Source organism: Eikenella corrodens (genome assembly GCF_900187105.1).
GTDB classification, from domain to species: domain Bacteria; phylum Pseudomonadota; class Gammaproteobacteria; order Burkholderiales; family Neisseriaceae; genus Eikenella; species Eikenella corrodens.
The window spans coordinates 225699-242263 of record NZ_LT906482.1; the positions used below are offsets into that span (position 1 = coordinate 225699).

Below are 16565 nucleotides of genomic sequence, written 5' to 3' on the forward strand. Positions count from 1 at the left end.
TCATCATATTCGACCAAATCAGGCGGGTTGCCATAAAGGCAGCCTGCCTGCTTTCTTTTCGCAGAAACTTCGTTTTAACTTCGTTGAAGCTGTGCTTTCAGGTAGCCTGCTGTTCTGCATCGTCATTTAATAATCGCAACATCTTCTTTATACAGCAAATAACAAGGTTTTTCCCCACGATGGATTATGATACCCTACGGGCTGCCTCTCCTGTATCTAAGAATACTCAATTTCGCCATAACAGCCTATAAAGAAAAGTGTTTTAGCTATTGCCACACCACCCTCTAAGGCTACCTGAAACCTCTCAGCCACATCCTACTACCACCACCCCGCCACACCCTACCTCAAACGGCATATTTCGCGTATCATTAACCCGTCTTAATTTTCATTATGATGGGTTAAAACCGGCAAAGAGAAACGCGGCCAAACTGCGTTGCTCAGATTGCAATCCGCCATACCAACCCAAGAAGCTCAAGAGGAGCCCCAGCATGAGCCTGCCGACCCCCGTTTTGCGCCTGCAAGACAGTGCCCGCCAACAGAATTTTGCAGAAGATTTCCTCCCCTTCCTTGCCGGCTATTATCGCCAGGCCGACTTTGCCGACCTAGCCAGCTATAGCGACACCGAACTATTATCTGCCGCCGATTCCCACCGCAAGCTTGCCCAAGAGCCCCGTGCCGCCGGCAAAGCCGTGGTGCGCGTTTCGCCCACTGGTGACACTGTGCAGCAGACGCTGGTGGAAATTGTAGCCGACCACCTCCCCTTCTTGCTCGATTCCCTGTTGATGCTGCTCAACCGTGAGCAGCGTGTGCCTTTGGCCGTATTGCACAGCGCATGGCAGGTAAAACGCAATGCAGACGGCAAAGCTGCCACTCTCGAAGAAGCTGCCAAAGAAAGCAGCGCACAGGAAACATTGGTTGCCGTGTATCTGGAAGGTGGCGAGGCCGCACAAGACCAAAAACTGGCCGAACAAATCCGCAGCCTCTTAGCCGAATTGGGCACAATTGTGGAAAGCGAACACAAACTGCGCGGCCAGCTTTTGCTGGTTAACCAGATGATTCTGAACGAAGGTCGCAGCCAAGATGCGGAGATCGTTTCTTTCCTCAGCTGGCTGGCCGACCGCCATTTCCTCCTGATGGGCTTCTGCGAATACGATTTGGTCAACCATTCCGGCAGCCCGCGCCTGCAGGCCAAAGCCAACACCGCGCAAGGCATTCTCGCCGGTAACAGCAATCTGATTGCCGACGATTTTGCCGCCCTTTCCGATACCGACAAAAAACAATGGCTGCACCACGACCGCCTGCTGCTCAACAAATCGCAGCAGCGTAGCCGCATCCACCGCCCGGCCTATCTTAACCAAGTCAGCATCCAAAAACTCAACGCCAACGGCCAAGTTGTCGGCCAATGGTGTTTCATCGGTCTCTACACCTCCACCGCCTACACAGACAGCATCTGGAACACCCCCGTACTGCGCGGCAAAGCCGAACATGTGCTAAAACACTTTGATTTTGCCGATGGCAGCCATCAAGAGCACAACCTGCGCCACCTGCTGCAAACCTACCCACGCGACGAGCTGTTTGAATCCAGCAACGAAGAACTGACCGAAGCTGCTGCCGGCCTGCTTGCGCTGAGCCAGCGCCCGCGTGTGCGCCTGTTTGCCCGCAGTGATGTATTCAAACGCTACGTTTCCGTGCTGTGCTATTTGCCCAAAGAACAATTCGGCAGCGAACTGTGCCAACGCATTGCAGGCTACCTGAAAACCACCCTGGCCGCCGAAAACTGCGAATACGCCGTGCAACTGACCGACGACAACCCGCTCGCCTGCATCCAATTCCTGTGCCGCACCAATGCCGGCAAACTGCCTGCCTTTACCCGCAGCGAGCTGGAACAACACGTTGCCGGCCTGGCAGCTAATGCCGAAACCACCCCGCAGGCTGCCGCACCACAACCTAAAGCCGAACAGAAAAAACAGCCTGAAGCCAAACACAAAGCCAAGGCCAAATCTGCATCTGCCGCCCACGAAGACGACACCGCCTTCTCCGCCGCCTACCGCGAAGCCTTCAGCCCCGACCAGGCCATTACCGACCTCAAACACGCCGAACTCCTCAACGACGACCGCGTGTTGGTTACCGTCTGCTCCGAGCAGGAAAATCCGGCCGCGCCCTACGCGCTGCGCCTCTACACCCCGCAAATCAGCCCATCGCTGTCGCAAACCCTGCCCATTATTGGGAACATGGGGTTCGACGTGCATACCGCTGTGCCATATACCCTGCACACCGAGAACAGCGCCGTCGGCCTGAACCACTTCTCCCTCAAACCCAATGTGCCTGTCCACGCTCAAGCCGATGGCTGCGATGCTTTGGGAAGCGAACTGCCCGCGCTGTTTGCCGAAGTATGGGCAGGCCGTGTGGAAAACGACCGCTTCAACGCCCTCGTGCTCTCCGCCGACATCACCTGGCGTAACAGCGTGCTGCTGCGCGCCATCGCCAAATACCTGAAACAGGCTACCCTGCCGTTCTCGCAAGAGCGCATCGAGCAAACCCTCCTCCGCCACGGCGCCATCGCCGCCAAACTGGTGGAACTGTTTTCCGCCCGCCTGCATCCTGAAGAAGCCGACGATAACCGTGCGCTGATGATTAACAGCGAACTCACCGGCCTCTTGGCCGACGTGCCCTCACTGGACGAAGAACGCATCATCAATGCCTTCCGCTCCGTGATTTTGGCCGTGTGCCGCACCAACTTCTGGCAAACCGATAAAGAAGGCGGCCTGAAATCCGAAATCAGCCTGAAAATCAAATCCAAAGACATCCCCTTCCTGCCTAAGCCGCTCCCGCTGTTTGAAATTTGGGTGTACAGCCCGCGCGTGGAAGGCACCCACCTGCGCGGCAGCAAAGTGGCGCGCGGCGGCCTGCGCTGGTCCGACCGTTTCGACGATTTCCGCACTGAAGTGCTGGGCTTGGTGAAAGCACAAATGGTGAAAAACGCCGTGATCGTGCCCGGTGGCTCCAAAGGCGGTTTCGTGTGCAAACAACTGCCCGATGCCGCTACCGACCACGAAGGCTACCTGAAAGAAGGCATCGCCTGCTATCAGATATTCATCAACGCCCTGCTCGACCTCACCGACAACCGCACCGCCGAAGGCATCGAGCCGCCGCCGCAAGTACACCGCCGCGACGGCGATGATCCCTATTTGGTAGTGGCTGCCGACAAAGGCACCGCCTCCTTCTCCGACACCGCCAACGCCCTCTCCGCCGAACACGGCTTCTGGCTGGACGACGCTTTCGCCTCCGGCGGCAGCGCCGGCTACGACCACAAAGGCATGGGCATCACCGCACGCGGTGCGTGGGAATCGGTAAAACGCCATTTCCGCCATTTGGGTAAAGACATCCAAAACGAAGACTTCACCGTAATCGGCATCGGCGACATGGGCGGCGACGTATTCGGCAACGGCATGCTGCTGTCCGAGCATATCCTGCTCAAAGCCGCCTTCAACCACCGCCACATCTTCATCGATCCGAACCCCAGTGCTGCCAAGAGCTTTGAAGAGCGCAAACGCCTGTTCCAAAGTGGCGGCGGTTGGGAAAAATACAGCCGTGCACAGATTTCGCAGGGCGGCGGCGTGTATGAACGCAGCGCCAAGTCCATCGAGATTACGCCCGAAGTGAAAGCCTGGCTCGATATCGAAGCCGACAGCCTCACCCCCAACGAGCTCATCCGCGAGCTGCTCAAAGCCGATGTAGAACTGATCTACAACGGCGGTATCGGCACCTACATCAAAGCCGCTTCCGAAAGCCATGCCGACGTGCGCGACAAAGCCAACGACGAAGTGCGCGTGAACGGTGGCGAAATGCGTGCCAAAGTGTTGGGCGAAGGCGGCAACCTCGGCGCCACCCAGCTGGGCCGTATCGAATACTGGCAAAACGGCGGCCGCTGCTGCACCGACGCCATCGATAATTCCGCCGGTGTAGACTGCTCCGACCACGAAGTAAACATCAAAATCCTGCTCGGCGAAGCCGTGCGCGCCGAACGCCTGACGCTGGAAGAGCGCGACGAATTGCTCCGTGATATGACCGGCGAAGTGGCGCAACTGGTGTTGCAAGACAACTATCTGCAAACCCAAGCCCTCTCCGTTGCCCAGCTCAACCCGGCAGGCTACCTGAAAACCGCTGCCTCGCTCATCCGTTATCTGGAAGAAAACGCCAGCCTCGACCGCGCTGTGGAATTCCTGCCGGATGAAGCCGAAATCAACCGCCGCGACGAAGCTGGCAAAGGCCTGAGCAACCCGGAAATTGCAGTATTGCTGTCCTACAGCAAAATGCACTGCCAAGACAACCTCTTGGGCAGCGACCTTCCCGACGATCCCAACTTCCTGCCCGCGCTTATCCGCTATTTCCCTGCCCCGCTCCAGCAGCAATACGGCAGCGAAATGCAGCAGCACTATCTGCGGCGCGAAATCATCGCCAACCAGCTGGCTAACCGCGTCATCAACCGCATGGGTATGCACTTCATCCAACGTTGCAGCGAAGAAAACCAAGCTTCCGTGGCCGATGTGGTGCGCGCCTACTGGGTGGCCGACATCCTGCTCGACGGCGAAGCCCGTTTCCAAGCCGTGCAGGCGCTCGACAACCGCCTGCCTGCCGAAGCACAAATGCGCCTGTGCGCCGACATTGCCGACCTTATCGGCCATGTAGCCGGCCAGCTGCTGCGCAGCAAACGCCCCTTCGACAACATCGGCAGCCTCATCAGCCACTATCGCGCTCCTACTACTGAGTTCATGCAGCAACTGCCGGAGCGCATTCAGGCCGAAGAGCACCCCAGTATCGCCGAACGCGAAACCTGGCTCAGCAGCTACGATGTGCTCAGCCAGCAGGATGTGGCCATGCTCGCGCGTCTGCCCTTTGCCGCCAATGTGTTGGCCGTGGTGGATTTGGCTGCCAAAATCGACAAGCCCATCGCCACCGTTGCCAAGGCCTACTTCATGCTCTCTGAAAAGCTGAACATGAGCTGGATTTACCGCGCCATCGCCAAGCTGCCGAGCGACAACCAATGGCAGTCGCAAGCCGGTTTGGCCATGTATGAAGACGCCACCAACATCCATTTGGCGTTCACGCGCGACTTCCTGCAGGCCGGTAGCAACAGCCGTGCCGCTGCCAAAATTGCTGCAGCCCGCAGCCAGATTGCCGACATGCAGCACTACGAACCGGCCGACTTGTCTATGCTCTCCGCGCTGGTACGCAATCTGTCCAAAATCGTGGCAGCAGACTGAAGCTACATAGCATGAGCCACACCATTTTTGCCGAACAGCCGCTGCTCGCCATCGACACCTCCACCCAGTGGTTGTCGTTGGCGCTGCGGCACAACGGCCATACCAATCTATTCCATCAGGAGACCGGCAACCGGCAGTCTGAACTCATCCTGCCGCAGATTGCCACCCTGCTAGACGAAGCCGGCCTGACTGTGCGCGAACTGGCCGCCATCACCTATGCCCAAGGCCCGGGCGCATTTACCGGCCTGCGCATCGGCGCCGGTGTGGCACAAGGCTTGGCTGCGCCGTTTGGCATTCCGCTCATTCCCGTGCCCTGCCTCGATGCAGTCGCTTCACTCTGTCCAGACCAAACTGCCGTGCTGGCTGCCACCGACGCGCGCATGGGCGAAGTGTTCTATGCCTGGTTCAACACCCAAACCCAACAACGCCTGAGCGACTACCAAGTGGGCAAAGCCGATGAAATCAGGCTACCTGAAAACCTTTCAGGTAGCCTCAACCCTAGCAGCATCAGCGGCATCGGCAACGCTTTCGCCCTACTCGAGCCCCCGACCTTCCCCGGCCGATCCGACATGCCCACCGCCGAGCACTACTTGGCGCTGGCCGCCTCCGGCCACTACCCCGCCGTTTCCGCTGCCGAGGCCGAACTGCTCTACGTACGCAACAAAGTCGCCCTCACCGCAGCCGAACAGGCCGCGCGCAAAGGAGCGGCATGATCGTCCGCCTTGCCCGCCCAGGCGACAGCGCTGCCCTGGCCGCGCTCGATGCGCAATGCAATCCCTCCCCTTGGTCGGAAAAGCAATTCGCCGCCTGCATCGGCCATGCCAACGAAACCGTGCTGCTGGCCGAACAAGGCCGCGAGCTGGCCGGGCTCATCGTGTGGCAAACCATCCTCGACGAAGCTGAGCTGCACCTCATCGACACCGCCCCTGCCTACCGCCGCCAAGGCGTGGCCAGCCTGCTGCTTGATCACCTATTCAAACAGGCCGATGCCAAAAAAATCCGCCGCATCTTCCTCGAAGTGCGCCACAGCAACCGCGCTGCCATTGCCCTGTATCAACAACACGGCTTCATCTCCTGCGGCAGCCGCCCCGGCTACTACCCCTGCCCGGACGGCAGCCGCGAAGACGCCCTGCTGATGGAGAAACCATGCTGAGCAGCCGCTACCCCCGCCTGCACGAAGCCCTCGGCCTCGGCCCCATGTGGCTCAAACGCAGCGCCCGCATTGCCGAAAACACCCGCCCCGAATCGCAAAGGCTACCTGAAAACAGACAAAGCGAACCCCGCCCAAGCGGGCACAACGCGCTTCAACCCAACCCGCCCCACTCCATCACCCCCGCAGCCCAACCTAGGCTACCTGAAAGTGAACGAGGTGAACTTCGCCAAATCGAGGCCGGCGGACTTCAGCAACATCCAAACCACAGCCTTGCGCCAAACCAACCGGCCGCCCGCACCACGCCACCCCCGCAAGGCCACCGTGCCGATGTGCTGGCCGCCATCGCCACTCCTCAACCTTTCCTGCCTGCTCCCGCGCCAGCCGAAAGCGAAAGCGACCCACTCGCCGTCGTACAATGGCTGTGGGCGGTATTGCCCCACACCGCCTTCGCCAGCCCCGAGGAATTGCAACGGCAAGCCGCCGCCTGTGCTACCTGCTCCCTACACAGCCAGCGCAAACAAGCCCTCAGCGGCTATGGCGCCATGCCCGCCCGCCTCATGGTGATCAGCCTCAACCCCGCCCCCAGCGACGACGAAACCGGCCGGCTCATCAGCGACCGACACGGCCGGCTGCTTGACAATATGCTCGCTGCTATCGGCTTGGCGCCCGAACAAGTTTTTCGCACCGCCTGGCTGCGCTGCACACCGCGCATCGCCCTCAAAACCACCCCAGAAGAACAAGTGCGCTGCGCCGCCTTTATCCGCCAAGAATTCGCCTGGGTACAGCCGCAAGCCGTCCTCCTGCTCGGCAACAGCTTCTACGACCCCGCCCGCCGCTGGCTGCTCGAACAACTCATCGGCCACACCCCCGCTTTCACCGTCCCCCACCCTGCCATCCTCCTGCGCCAGCCCGAGCTCAAAGCCCAAGCCTGGCACAGCCTTAAACAGCTCAAAGCCGCCTTGGCCAAAGCCTAAGCAAGCAAGCCGCACAATATTTTTCAGGTAGCCTTTCCCAGCAGGCTACCTGAAATTTTTTCAATTCAACCCAAACAAACCCAGCCGCACTCGCCAATGTTATACCCTACCCCGTTACGTTATACTGAATTATAAATTCATATAAATCAATAAATTACTTGCAACCGACATCTGTTTCCGCTATCATTACCCCATCTATAAACACACCCTTATGAAAGGAAACAAAATGAGCAACTGCCATACCCATGCCAACCACCAACACGTTCACGGCGAAGGCTGCGGCCACACCGCAATCAAACACGGTGACCACATTGACTACATCCATGACGGCCACCTGCACCACGAACACAACGGCCACTACGACGAGCACAGCCTCGATGTAAACGCCACCAACCCCGACGGCTGCCACCCCGTGCAAACTTGTGCCGGTCATGTTCACGGCGAAGGCTGCGGCCACGAAGCCGTACCGCACGGCGATCACATCGACTACATCGTAAACGGCCGTCTGCACCACCAACACGGCGACCACTGCGACGACCACGGCCCGGTGGAAATTGTTAAGTAAGCGGAATAATATTTGGGGCTGTCCTAGATAACTAGGTTAGACTATCTTTTACCATTTGTTTTAACATGGCAATTTGAGATTTCATTTCATTGTTGTTAAATCGCCATTCGCACTCTTTCAAATACAGTTCGAAATGCTTTTTCGGAATGCCGTTGAATTTACGCAAATGGCGTTTGGCCTGACTCCAGAAGTTCTCAATCCCGTTAATGTGGTTTTGCCTGTCTGCAAAACAGGTGCGGTGATTGATGCGCAAGTGGTTAAACTCGCTAACATCCAATACATTGTAGGCACTGTGGCAATCAGTATAGACCACACTGTCCGGCCTTACCTTCTCCCGGATAATCGGCAGCAGGGTAGCCGACTGAGTATTGGCCACGGTAACGGTGTAAACCTTACCGTTACGCTTCAACAGTCCGAATACCACCACTTTTCCGGCTGCTCCGCGACCGCGTTTGCCTTTGCGGCAGCCGCCAAAATAGCTTTCATCTGCTTCTACTTCGCCATCAAACATTTCCAAGTGTTCGCAACGATTAAAGATAAGCAAGCGTAAACGGTGAAAGTAGTAGGCAGCGGTGTTTTTATTGACTCCGGCCAATTCGGCGGCAGTACGGGCGGTTGCTCCTGCAACGAACAATTCGATCAGTTTGTTTTGAACGGGCTGGCTGAGGCGACTTTTTCTCATAGGAATATTTTAATCAATTTTGAATATTCCTGGTTATCTAGGACAGCCCCTTATTTTTTCAGGTAGCCTTCCCACCACAGAAGGCTACCTGAAAATTTTTCCAACATAGCAAACACCAAACCATCATACAACAAACCTACCGCCCCCTCACCTTCTTCTCCCTTTCCCTGCTCATTCCCTGGCTGTTGTGGTTCACCGCCGCCTATATCAGCCATCATCAGCCTTCAAAAACTATGCTATACATACAAACCGGTTTAAGCATAATCGGGCTGGTATCGCCAATGTTGCTGGCGCTATGGCTGCTGCGAAGCAATCCCGGCTTGCGTTCCAATGCTGCCAACCGGCTGCTGAAGCTGGGCGGTTTTCCCAAACGCTATCTGCTGTGCACCCTTCTGCTCCTACCATTTACCTTGATATTGGCACAATTTATCTCCCTGCTGTTTGGCACAGCATGGCGTAATTCCACATCTCCGGCAACCCCTCATTTAGCTCAGCTATGGTCTCGCCGTGGTTCCTCCTCATTTCTGCAGCCATCATTGAAGAACTGGCCTGGCACAGCTATGGCACCGATGCATTATTGAGCTGATTCAGTATGTTCACCGCCTCCATGATCTTTACCGTATATTGGGCGCTGTGGCATCTGCCACTGGCCTTTATTCAGGGCTACTACCACAGCCAAGTAGTAGCTGAAGGCGCACTATATACCGCTAATTTTGTGTTCAGCATGATTGTATTCGTGTTGCTTTCCAACTGGCTGTATTTGAAAAGCGGCCGCAGTATCCTGATTGCCGTGTTGTTCCACCTATCTGCCAACCTCGGCAACGAAATTTTCGCCACCCATCCCGATAGCAAAATCATCCAAACCGGCCTTCTGCTCATATTCATTTTCTGGATCATTATCAAAGACAAAGCCTTATTTTTTAGCAAACCTTAAACTTAAACCATGCCCAATAGCCAAAATAATTTTCAGGTAGCCTGCTGCATAAGAGGCTACCTGAAAGTAAGATTTCCACAAAAAGGCGAGTTTCTGCAAAACTAAGATTTTTATTCCCAATATGGCATCGACCTGTATTGCTGTATCAACTTGATCAATTAGCCAACCAGCTTGCAACGGGCAATCAGATGCTTTGTAGCAAGGCTGCCATGTCTTCACGGCTGAAGCCAGCTTCCACTGCGGCTAGGCCAAGCTGTTTAAGAATAACAAGATGGATTTGGCCGGCTTGATTTTTTTTGTCGTGCTGCATGTGGGCAAGCCAGGTATCGACCGCAAACTCTGGCGGTGCAACGGGCAATCGTGCGGCTTGCAGCAGGCGGATGATGCGTTCGGTGTCGGCGGTTTTCAGGTAGCCTTTGCGCTCGGACAGGCGGGCGGCGAGCACCATACCGGCGGCTACAGCTTCACCGTGCAGCCAGTTGCCGTAGCCCATTTGGGTTTCGATGGCATGGCCGAAGGTGTGGCCGAGGTTAAGGAGGGCGCGGATGCCCTGTTCTTTTTCGTCCTGCTCAACGATGTGTGCCTTCATTTGGCAGCAGTGGCGGATAGTATCGGCGAGAGCGGTTTGCTCTTGCTGCATAATGCTGGACATGGTTTGTTCGAGCCTAGCGAGAAAATCAATGTCGCCGAGCAAGGCGTATTTGATGACTTCGGCAAGCCCCGCGGAAAATTCACGCGGAGGAAGGGTTTGCAGAGTGGCAGTATCGGCAATGACGACTTGGGGCTGGTAAAACGCGCCGATCATGTTTTTGCCGAGTGGATGGTTGATACCGGTTTTTCCCCCCACGGATGAATCGACTTGGCTGAGCAGGGTGGTGGGAATTTGAATGAAGGGGATGCCACGCTGATAGGTGGCGGCAGCAAAGCCGGCAAGATCGCCGATTACGCCACCGCCGAGAGCAAGGATGGTGGTGCGTCGATCGGCATGATGCTGCAACAGGCCAGTGTAGATTTGCTGGAGAGATTCATTATTTTTGTATTGTTCGCCGTCGGGCAGGATGATGTCGCAAACGCTAATGCCGAGTTGTTGGCAGGCTACTTGAACGGGATTAAGGTAAAGCGGGGCAACAGTTTGATTACTGATGATAACGGCTTTACCACTGATATGCGGGCGGATATGTTCGGCTAAATTATCGAGCAAGCGAGAGCCAATGTAGATAGGATAGCTGTGGCCGGGGGTATGGACGTGCAGGGTTTGCATTATCGGTTTTCTTGGCTATGTTGATGTTGTTGAATCAGCTGCAATAGCTGCTTGGTAATTTGTGGGCAGGAGTGCTGCGGCGGAATATTAAACACGAGATGGGCTGTTTCGCGGTAAAGCGGATCGCGCTGTTGGTAGAGTGTTTGCAGCTTATCGAGTGGATTAGCTACCTGAAGCAAAGGACGGTTCTTATCATATTGGATGCGCCGGTATAGGATTTCAGGGGTTGCATGCAGATAGATCACCGTGCCTCGGGTATGCAAACAATGGCAATTATCGGGAGACAAGACAGCTCCTCCACCGGTAGCGAGGATAATGGGATGTCGACGGGTCAGTTCGTCAATAATGGCAGCTTCGCGCTTGCGAAAACCACCCTCCCCTTCCAGCTCGAAAATAGTGGCGATAGAAACGCCGGTGCGTTGGCAAATCAGTTGGTCGCTATCAATAAAATCGCGTTGTAACAACGCTGCCAACTGCTTGCCATGAGTGGTTTTGCCCGCACCCATCAATCCGATAAAAAAAATATTGCCTGCCATGGTATCCATGGCAGGCATTGTAACCGAATCAATCGGCAAAGTGTGGCTTAGTAGCGCAGAACGTTACCTTCACTGCCCATGATACGCGGGGTGATGAAGATCAGCAATTCGTTTTTGCTGTTATTACGTCTAGTGCCACGGAACAAGTTGCCAACAACCGGAATATCACCCAGCAGCGGTACCTTATATTGGGAATTAGAGTTCTCTTCCTCATAGATACCACCCAAGATGATGGTACCACCATCCTCCACCATCGCACGGGTAACCAGCTCTTTAGTGTTAATACACGGAGTACCCAGTACGCTACAGTTTTCATCCACTGAGTCTTTATTCAGCTTGATATCCATAATCACGTTACCATCAGGCGTGATTTGCGGGGTAACAGTCAACCCTAACACCGCTTCTTTGAAGCTGGTACTAGTAGCACCACTGGAAGAAGCTTCTTGGTAAGGAATCTCGCGACCAGCCTTGATGGTGGCTTCTTTGCGGTCTTGAGTCAGCACGCGCGGGCTAGAAATAATCTTACCGCGGTTTTGTTCCTGCATAGCGGTTAACTCTAATCCCAAAGCACCAGAAGATAATGCCCGAACTATAGTGATAGAAGAGGTTGCTGATATAGCCGGTAAGTTCACGTTCGGTGCAATAGAGAACGTATTCCCGTTAGCGCCACCGCTACCTAAGCCACTACCAATTCTAGTTGAGCCAGAAGTTTTGTTGTAACCAAACTTCACCCCCAAGGCACGGGAGAAACCATCATTAGCTTCAACAATTCGAGCCTCAATCATCACTTGGCGAGCAGGAACGTCCAATTGTTCAATTAATCGTTCAAACTCTTTAATAACATTCTGATTATCCTTAATAATCAATGTGTTTGTAGCTGGATCAATTACAGCTGACCCCCGACTACTCAACAAAGTATTATTATTGTTGCCACTACCACCTGAACTACCCGTATCACTAATATTCAAAATTTTACGGAATTCATTGACATCTTTGTATTTCAACTGGAACGTACGAGATACTAAAGGACCGAGTTCTTCAATACGCTTAGCATTTTCCAGAGTCTCAACATCAATTTTACGGAACTCTTCCGCCGGAGCAACACGGATAATATTACCGTTACGACGCGATTCTAACCCTCGTGACTGCATTACCAGATCTAGGGCCTGATCCCAAGGCACATCTTTTAATGATAAGGTCATTTTGCCAGAAACACTGTCACTGGCCACAATATTCATATTAGATTCTTTAGCTAAGATCTGCAGAATAGTACGCACATCTACGTCTTGGAAGTCTAAAGAAACACGTTTACCGGTAAAATTACGGTTGCGATTACGGTTAATACCATCTTCAGCTACTGTAGATTTAGGAGAAACTGTAATAGTATACCTACCAGCAGATTGGTTAACTTTGTGCTCCCAGCCACCCTGATTTTTGATAGTAATCTCTGTATCGTTACCCAAGCGGCGCAAGCTGATGGTGCGAACTGGGGTACTGAAATCAGTTACATCCAAATTGCGCTGCGCAGCAATCGGCAGTTGGTTATTTTTCAGTAAAATAACCAAGTTATTAGCACGCTGTTTAACTTCAGGAGTACCGCGATAGCCAGCAGTATTAATTTCAATCACACCGGAATTATTTGCACTTTTGTGGAAATCAACAGCTACATTTGCAGTATTACTACCAAGAGCATTTTGACCTGCAGTAGCCCTGCTCTCAGTTACGCCAAGAGACTCTTGTTGGATTTGGTTGCTAGGAGCTGTGGCTCTTACAGCCGAAGAGGATGCCTGACCTGTCTCGTTCAAATAAATCCAAACTTCATTACCTCTGATTTCAGCATTATATTGCCCAGGTCTATTCAAATTGAGCAAAACACGAGTCTTACTACTATCCTGAGCAACCGCGATTTGGCTAAGCAATGAGTCGTTATATTGAAGTACTGGCTGACTAAGGCTGACACCAGTATTCGGGAAATCCAAAGCAATACGAGCAGGTGTAGTAGTAATAAAACCGCTAGGTTTCAGCATATCGCGATCAAAACGAATTTTGATCACTTTTTGATTATTCGGCAAAGCAGAAACATTAATATCTGTAATATTACCAGCCAGTACGCCTTGCATGGCTAAGCTCATACCTAAAGCGGTTAGATATTGCAGTTTTTTGATTTTCATAGCGTAAATCCCTTGGTAAGTTTAATTAGATTTTGATTGGTTAGAAGCGTCTGAAGTATTTAACTCCAACTCCGCTGTTCGACGTTGCCATGCACCATAGCTGTCTTCAGTTACTTCCGATAAGATCAACTTATCCGGAGTAATAGCTGTAATTTGCCCATAGTTTTGGCCAAGATAATTGCCAACGCGTACTGTGTAGGTATGCCCACCAGCTTCAACGAAGGCAGAAATCTGACCACCTCGTTTAATGGAACCCACATAACGCAAGCTTTCTAAACTAAAGTTCTCCAGAATTTCTTTCGGCCTATCCGGGTTCGGAGCATTAATACCTGATTGTTGGTTCACACGCAGCCGTTTAGGATCAAATATATTCAATCCATTAATTACAGGGTCTACATACTCAGGAGACTTTGAAATAGTCGGTATCTGTGGTTGGCGCACCTTACTTCTTGCTTCTGCCTGGGCATTATCCATCCACTGCTGTAAATCACCCTCTGTCAAAGAACAGGCTGTCAGCAAAAGAACTGCTGAACACCATAGTATATTTTTCTTCATTATAAAATCCTTTATAAAGAACCAGTCTTATCATTCAGCTTGTGATGCAGCTGAAGCAGCAACTACTTCACTCTGAGCCAACGCCTTATAAGTATTCGCATTAGCAGTTAAGGTGAGAGTGCCATTACTATCTTTTGCATCTGCAGGAACAAGATTGATCTTATCTAAGGTTACGATACGGGACAGACGACCTACATCTCGTATAAATTGTGCAATTTGCTCATAATTTCCTGAAATGGAAATTTCATAAGGCAATTGTTGTACGTTATCCAGATCTACTGGTGGCAGAGGCTTCACGCTATTCATACGCATACTGTTTTTAGCACCAGCTTGGTGCAGCTCCTGAATCAAATTTGGGATTTCTGCATCCGTTGGCAGCTGTTTTAATAGTACATTAAATGCAGTACGAATTTTCTCCAACTCATCCTTCAAAACCGGCAGATTAGCGGCTTGATCCGCTTTACTCTGATAGTCCTGCTTCAATTGTTCTTCTTTTTGCTGCAAAGCTTCGAACTCTTCCCATTGCCCTTTAAACACAGCAAAGTAGCCTGCAACCAAAAGGAGAAGAACAATAATGATACCAGCACCAAGCTGAACTAACTTGTTCTGTTTATATAAGGTATTAAGATCAATTTTTTGTGCCATGATTTCATCCTTCCATTAATTCGCGGGGGAGGAAGTGGCTGTAGCAGATGACGCAGGTGCTACAGGCGTATTGGGTACTGATGCAGAAATATTGCCAGTAGCAGAAGCAGACTCTGACGGCATTACAACAGGAGCAATATTTGCAGAATCACTACTCATCGGCACAGAGGCAGAAACAGCTACAGTTAATTCAAACTCTTGTACCGACTCTACTTTATTGATGCTATCCAATGAAGGCTGACCAAACACATTGGTACTTGGAATCACGCGCATAAAATCAGCAATTTTGCTATCACTAGTAGCCTTACCAGACAGAGTATAAGTGCTGACATCTTTTGCCTTAATTCCTGTTAGATAGACACCTTCAGGTGCAACGGTATTCAAGGAGTCAATCATCCTAGCTGCTTCAAAACGTTTATTTTCCAGCTCTTCCACTTTTGCTTTTCGAGCTAAGAAGTCCCGTTTTTCAGCCTCCAAGGTTTCCACCTCTTTGATCTGGATATCCAGTTGCGCAATACCATCAGTTAATTGCTGATTGCGAGACTCTTGGTTCAGAATCATGCCACTAAGTGACACATAAGTCAGCACCAGCAAACCAACACCAACCAAACCAGAGAACACCATCAGCCTGGTAAACTGTGCTTTTTTCTGTTTATCCTGCTCCTCACGATAGGGGAGCATATTTAGTTGAATTAATGGAATCATTTTACAATCCTCTTACAGCCAATCCAAATGCAACGGTCAGTTGCCCGGATTCTAAATTGAATTTCGAAGTTTCGGCTTGTTTACCACCTTGCGTACTGGCAATAGGCTCCACTTGTTGAGTAGAAATATTGGTTTGAGCGTACACGCTTTTTGCAAGACCGAAAGGCTGCATAAACGGACATCCAGAAATTAAGATGTGCTTAACACTGTCTTGGTAATCACTGCTAACCGTGGTGTAATAGAATTGCAGAACCCTTTGAATTTCTTGAGTAAGCTGGCTATTAAAGTGATCGGCCACAGCACCTTGAAAATCTGCAGGCTTATTGCTTTTGAAACGCATACTCCATGCATCATCCTCACTCAATTTATATTGGCGTTGGATGTTATGAGTTAGCTGTTTGTTACCAAAATTGGTTTCTTGTTTATATACAATATTGCCATTTTGGAGAATTAAAGCTTTAGTCTGATCTTCATCTACATGGAAGATAGCCAGTTTTTGATGCTCCAAATCGGGAGCGAATTGATCAATCCATACAGAGAACGCGTTTACAACAGCAAAAGTATCCACATCCAACTGCGACAATGGAATATCAGCATCTGCGAACAAATCTGTGCGCAGATCCACATCATCACGTTTAGCAGCAGCCATTACAATTTCCTGTACATTGCCGTTTTGCAATTCGGCAGTAACTTGGAAATCATAGCTCAGATTATCAGAACCGATGGTTTGACTGGCTTCCAACTCAACGAACTCGTCTACCGGCAAATCAGAACTACGGGCATCATAAGTAATCGTTTGTATGTTAGTTAAAGCCTGTGGTAAAGCTGCTGTTACATTCTTGCAACTACTACCAAGCTGTTGGTAAGCTTGTTGTAAATATGACACGAGTTGGTCATGATCTTCGATGTTGCCGTTTATAATAACGCCTTTAGGTAGAGGCTGGATGGCGTAATTTTCCAACCGAAGATTACCCGGAACACTGCCGGCAAGATGTACCATATTAATGGCAGTTGGCGTAATATCCACGCCCAAGCAGCCTTTGCTGCCAAAAGACATTTTTGTCTTTTGTTTTGATTTTCTTGGTTTTTTTGATATTCGCATCTTTAAGCCTCCCTTTAA

The 16565-nt window shown here is 51.8% G+C and carries 15 protein-coding genes; 6 read left to right on the plus strand and 9 right to left on the minus strand.

Features of this window, described 5'->3' with window-relative positions; all coding sequences use genetic code 11:
- Positions 1-488: 488 nt before the first annotated feature.
- From CKV94_RS01200 to CKV94_RS01220, 5 genes are all read left to right on the plus strand, one after another.
- Positions 489-5264 (plus strand): NAD-glutamate dehydrogenase, encoded by a 4776-nt coding sequence (locus tag CKV94_RS01200; protein WP_003823214.1) that lies wholly within the window; start codon positions 489-491, stop codon positions 5262-5264.
- Between the two features lie 11 nt (positions 5265-5275).
- Positions 5276-5977 (plus strand): tRNA (adenosine(37)-N6)-threonylcarbamoyltransferase complex dimerization subunit type 1 TsaB, encoded by a 702-nt coding sequence (gene tsaB, locus CKV94_RS01205; protein WP_003823215.1) that lies wholly within the window; start codon positions 5276-5278, stop codon positions 5975-5977.
- Entirely contained in the window at positions 5974-6417 is a 444-nt protein-coding gene (rimI, locus tag CKV94_RS01210) for a ribosomal protein S18-alanine N-acetyltransferase (RefSeq protein WP_003823216.1), read from the plus strand. The genes tsaB and rimI overlap by 4 nt, the downstream gene beginning before the upstream one ends.
- A 557-nt stretch (positions 6418-6974) precedes the next feature.
- Positions 6975-7391: a uracil-DNA glycosylase family protein gene (locus CKV94_RS11565; protein ID WP_408607584.1), complete on the plus strand. Its 417-nt coding sequence runs from the start codon at positions 6975-6977 to the stop codon at positions 7389-7391.
- Positions 7392-7617: 226 nt separating this feature from the next.
- Positions 7618-7956, plus strand: a complete 339-nt coding sequence (locus tag CKV94_RS01220) for a hypothetical protein (protein WP_023886832.1) — start codon at positions 7618-7620, stop codon at positions 7954-7956.
- Positions 7957-7987: 31 nt separating this feature from the next.
- Here the strand turns inward: CKV94_RS01220 and CKV94_RS01225 are convergent, their stop codons facing one another.
- Complete coding sequence (locus CKV94_RS01225; RefSeq protein ID WP_064103257.1) at positions 7988-8638, minus strand: IS1595-like element ISEco1 family transposase; 651 nt, start codon at positions 8636-8638, stop codon at positions 7988-7990.
- 50 nt (positions 8639-8688) lie between these two features.
- Positions 8689-8856 carry a hypothetical protein gene (locus CKV94_RS11415; protein WP_003823221.1) on the minus strand — a complete coding sequence of 56 codons (168 nt, stop codon included), beginning with the start codon at positions 8854-8856 and terminating at the stop codon, positions 8689-8691.
- 374 nt (positions 8857-9230) lie between these two features.
- On the opposite strand from CKV94_RS11415, the gene CKV94_RS11420 reads away from it, so the two are divergent.
- On the plus strand, positions 9231-9572 hold the full coding sequence (locus CKV94_RS11420; RefSeq protein WP_003823223.1) for a hypothetical protein: 342 nt from the start codon (positions 9231-9233) through the stop codon (positions 9570-9572).
- A 184-nt stretch (positions 9573-9756) separates the two neighbouring features.
- Here the strand turns inward: CKV94_RS11420 and aroB are convergent, their stop codons facing one another.
- Genes aroB through pilM form a run of 7 tightly spaced genes read right to left on the minus strand, consistent with a single transcriptional unit; the run spans position 9757 to position 16547 of the window.
- Positions 9757-10833: a 3-dehydroquinate synthase gene (gene aroB / locus CKV94_RS01235; RefSeq protein WP_035580151.1), complete on the minus strand. Its 1077-nt coding sequence runs from the start codon at positions 10831-10833 to the stop codon at positions 9757-9759.
- Positions 10833-11387 (minus strand): shikimate kinase, encoded by a 555-nt coding sequence (locus CKV94_RS01240; protein WP_003823228.1) that lies wholly within the window; start codon positions 11385-11387, stop codon positions 10833-10835. The genes aroB and CKV94_RS01240 overlap by 1 nt, the downstream gene beginning before the upstream one ends.
- A 29-nt stretch (positions 11388-11416) precedes the next feature.
- On the minus strand, positions 11417-13540 hold the full coding sequence (gene pilQ / locus CKV94_RS01245; RefSeq protein WP_003823230.1) for a type IV pilus secretin family protein: 2124 nt from the start codon (positions 13538-13540) through the stop codon (positions 11417-11419).
- Between the two features lie 21 nt (positions 13541-13561).
- Positions 13562-14095 (minus strand): pilus assembly protein PilP, encoded by a 534-nt coding sequence (locus tag CKV94_RS01250; RefSeq protein ID WP_049257862.1) that lies wholly within the window; start codon positions 14093-14095, stop codon positions 13562-13564.
- 30 nt (positions 14096-14125) lie between these two features.
- Complete coding sequence (locus CKV94_RS01255; RefSeq protein ID WP_003823233.1) at positions 14126-14740, minus strand: type IV pilus inner membrane component PilO; 615 nt, start codon at positions 14738-14740, stop codon at positions 14126-14128.
- 15 nt (positions 14741-14755) lie between these two features.
- Positions 14756-15445, minus strand: coding sequence for a PilN domain-containing protein (locus CKV94_RS01260; protein WP_003823234.1), 690 nt, complete (start codon positions 15443-15445; stop codon positions 14756-14758).
- Position 15446: 1 nt separating this feature from the next.
- Positions 15447-16547, minus strand: coding sequence for a type IV pilus biogenesis protein PilM (gene pilM, locus CKV94_RS01265; protein WP_064086496.1), 1101 nt, complete (start codon positions 16545-16547; stop codon positions 15447-15449).
- Positions 16548-16565: the final 18 nt, after the last annotated feature.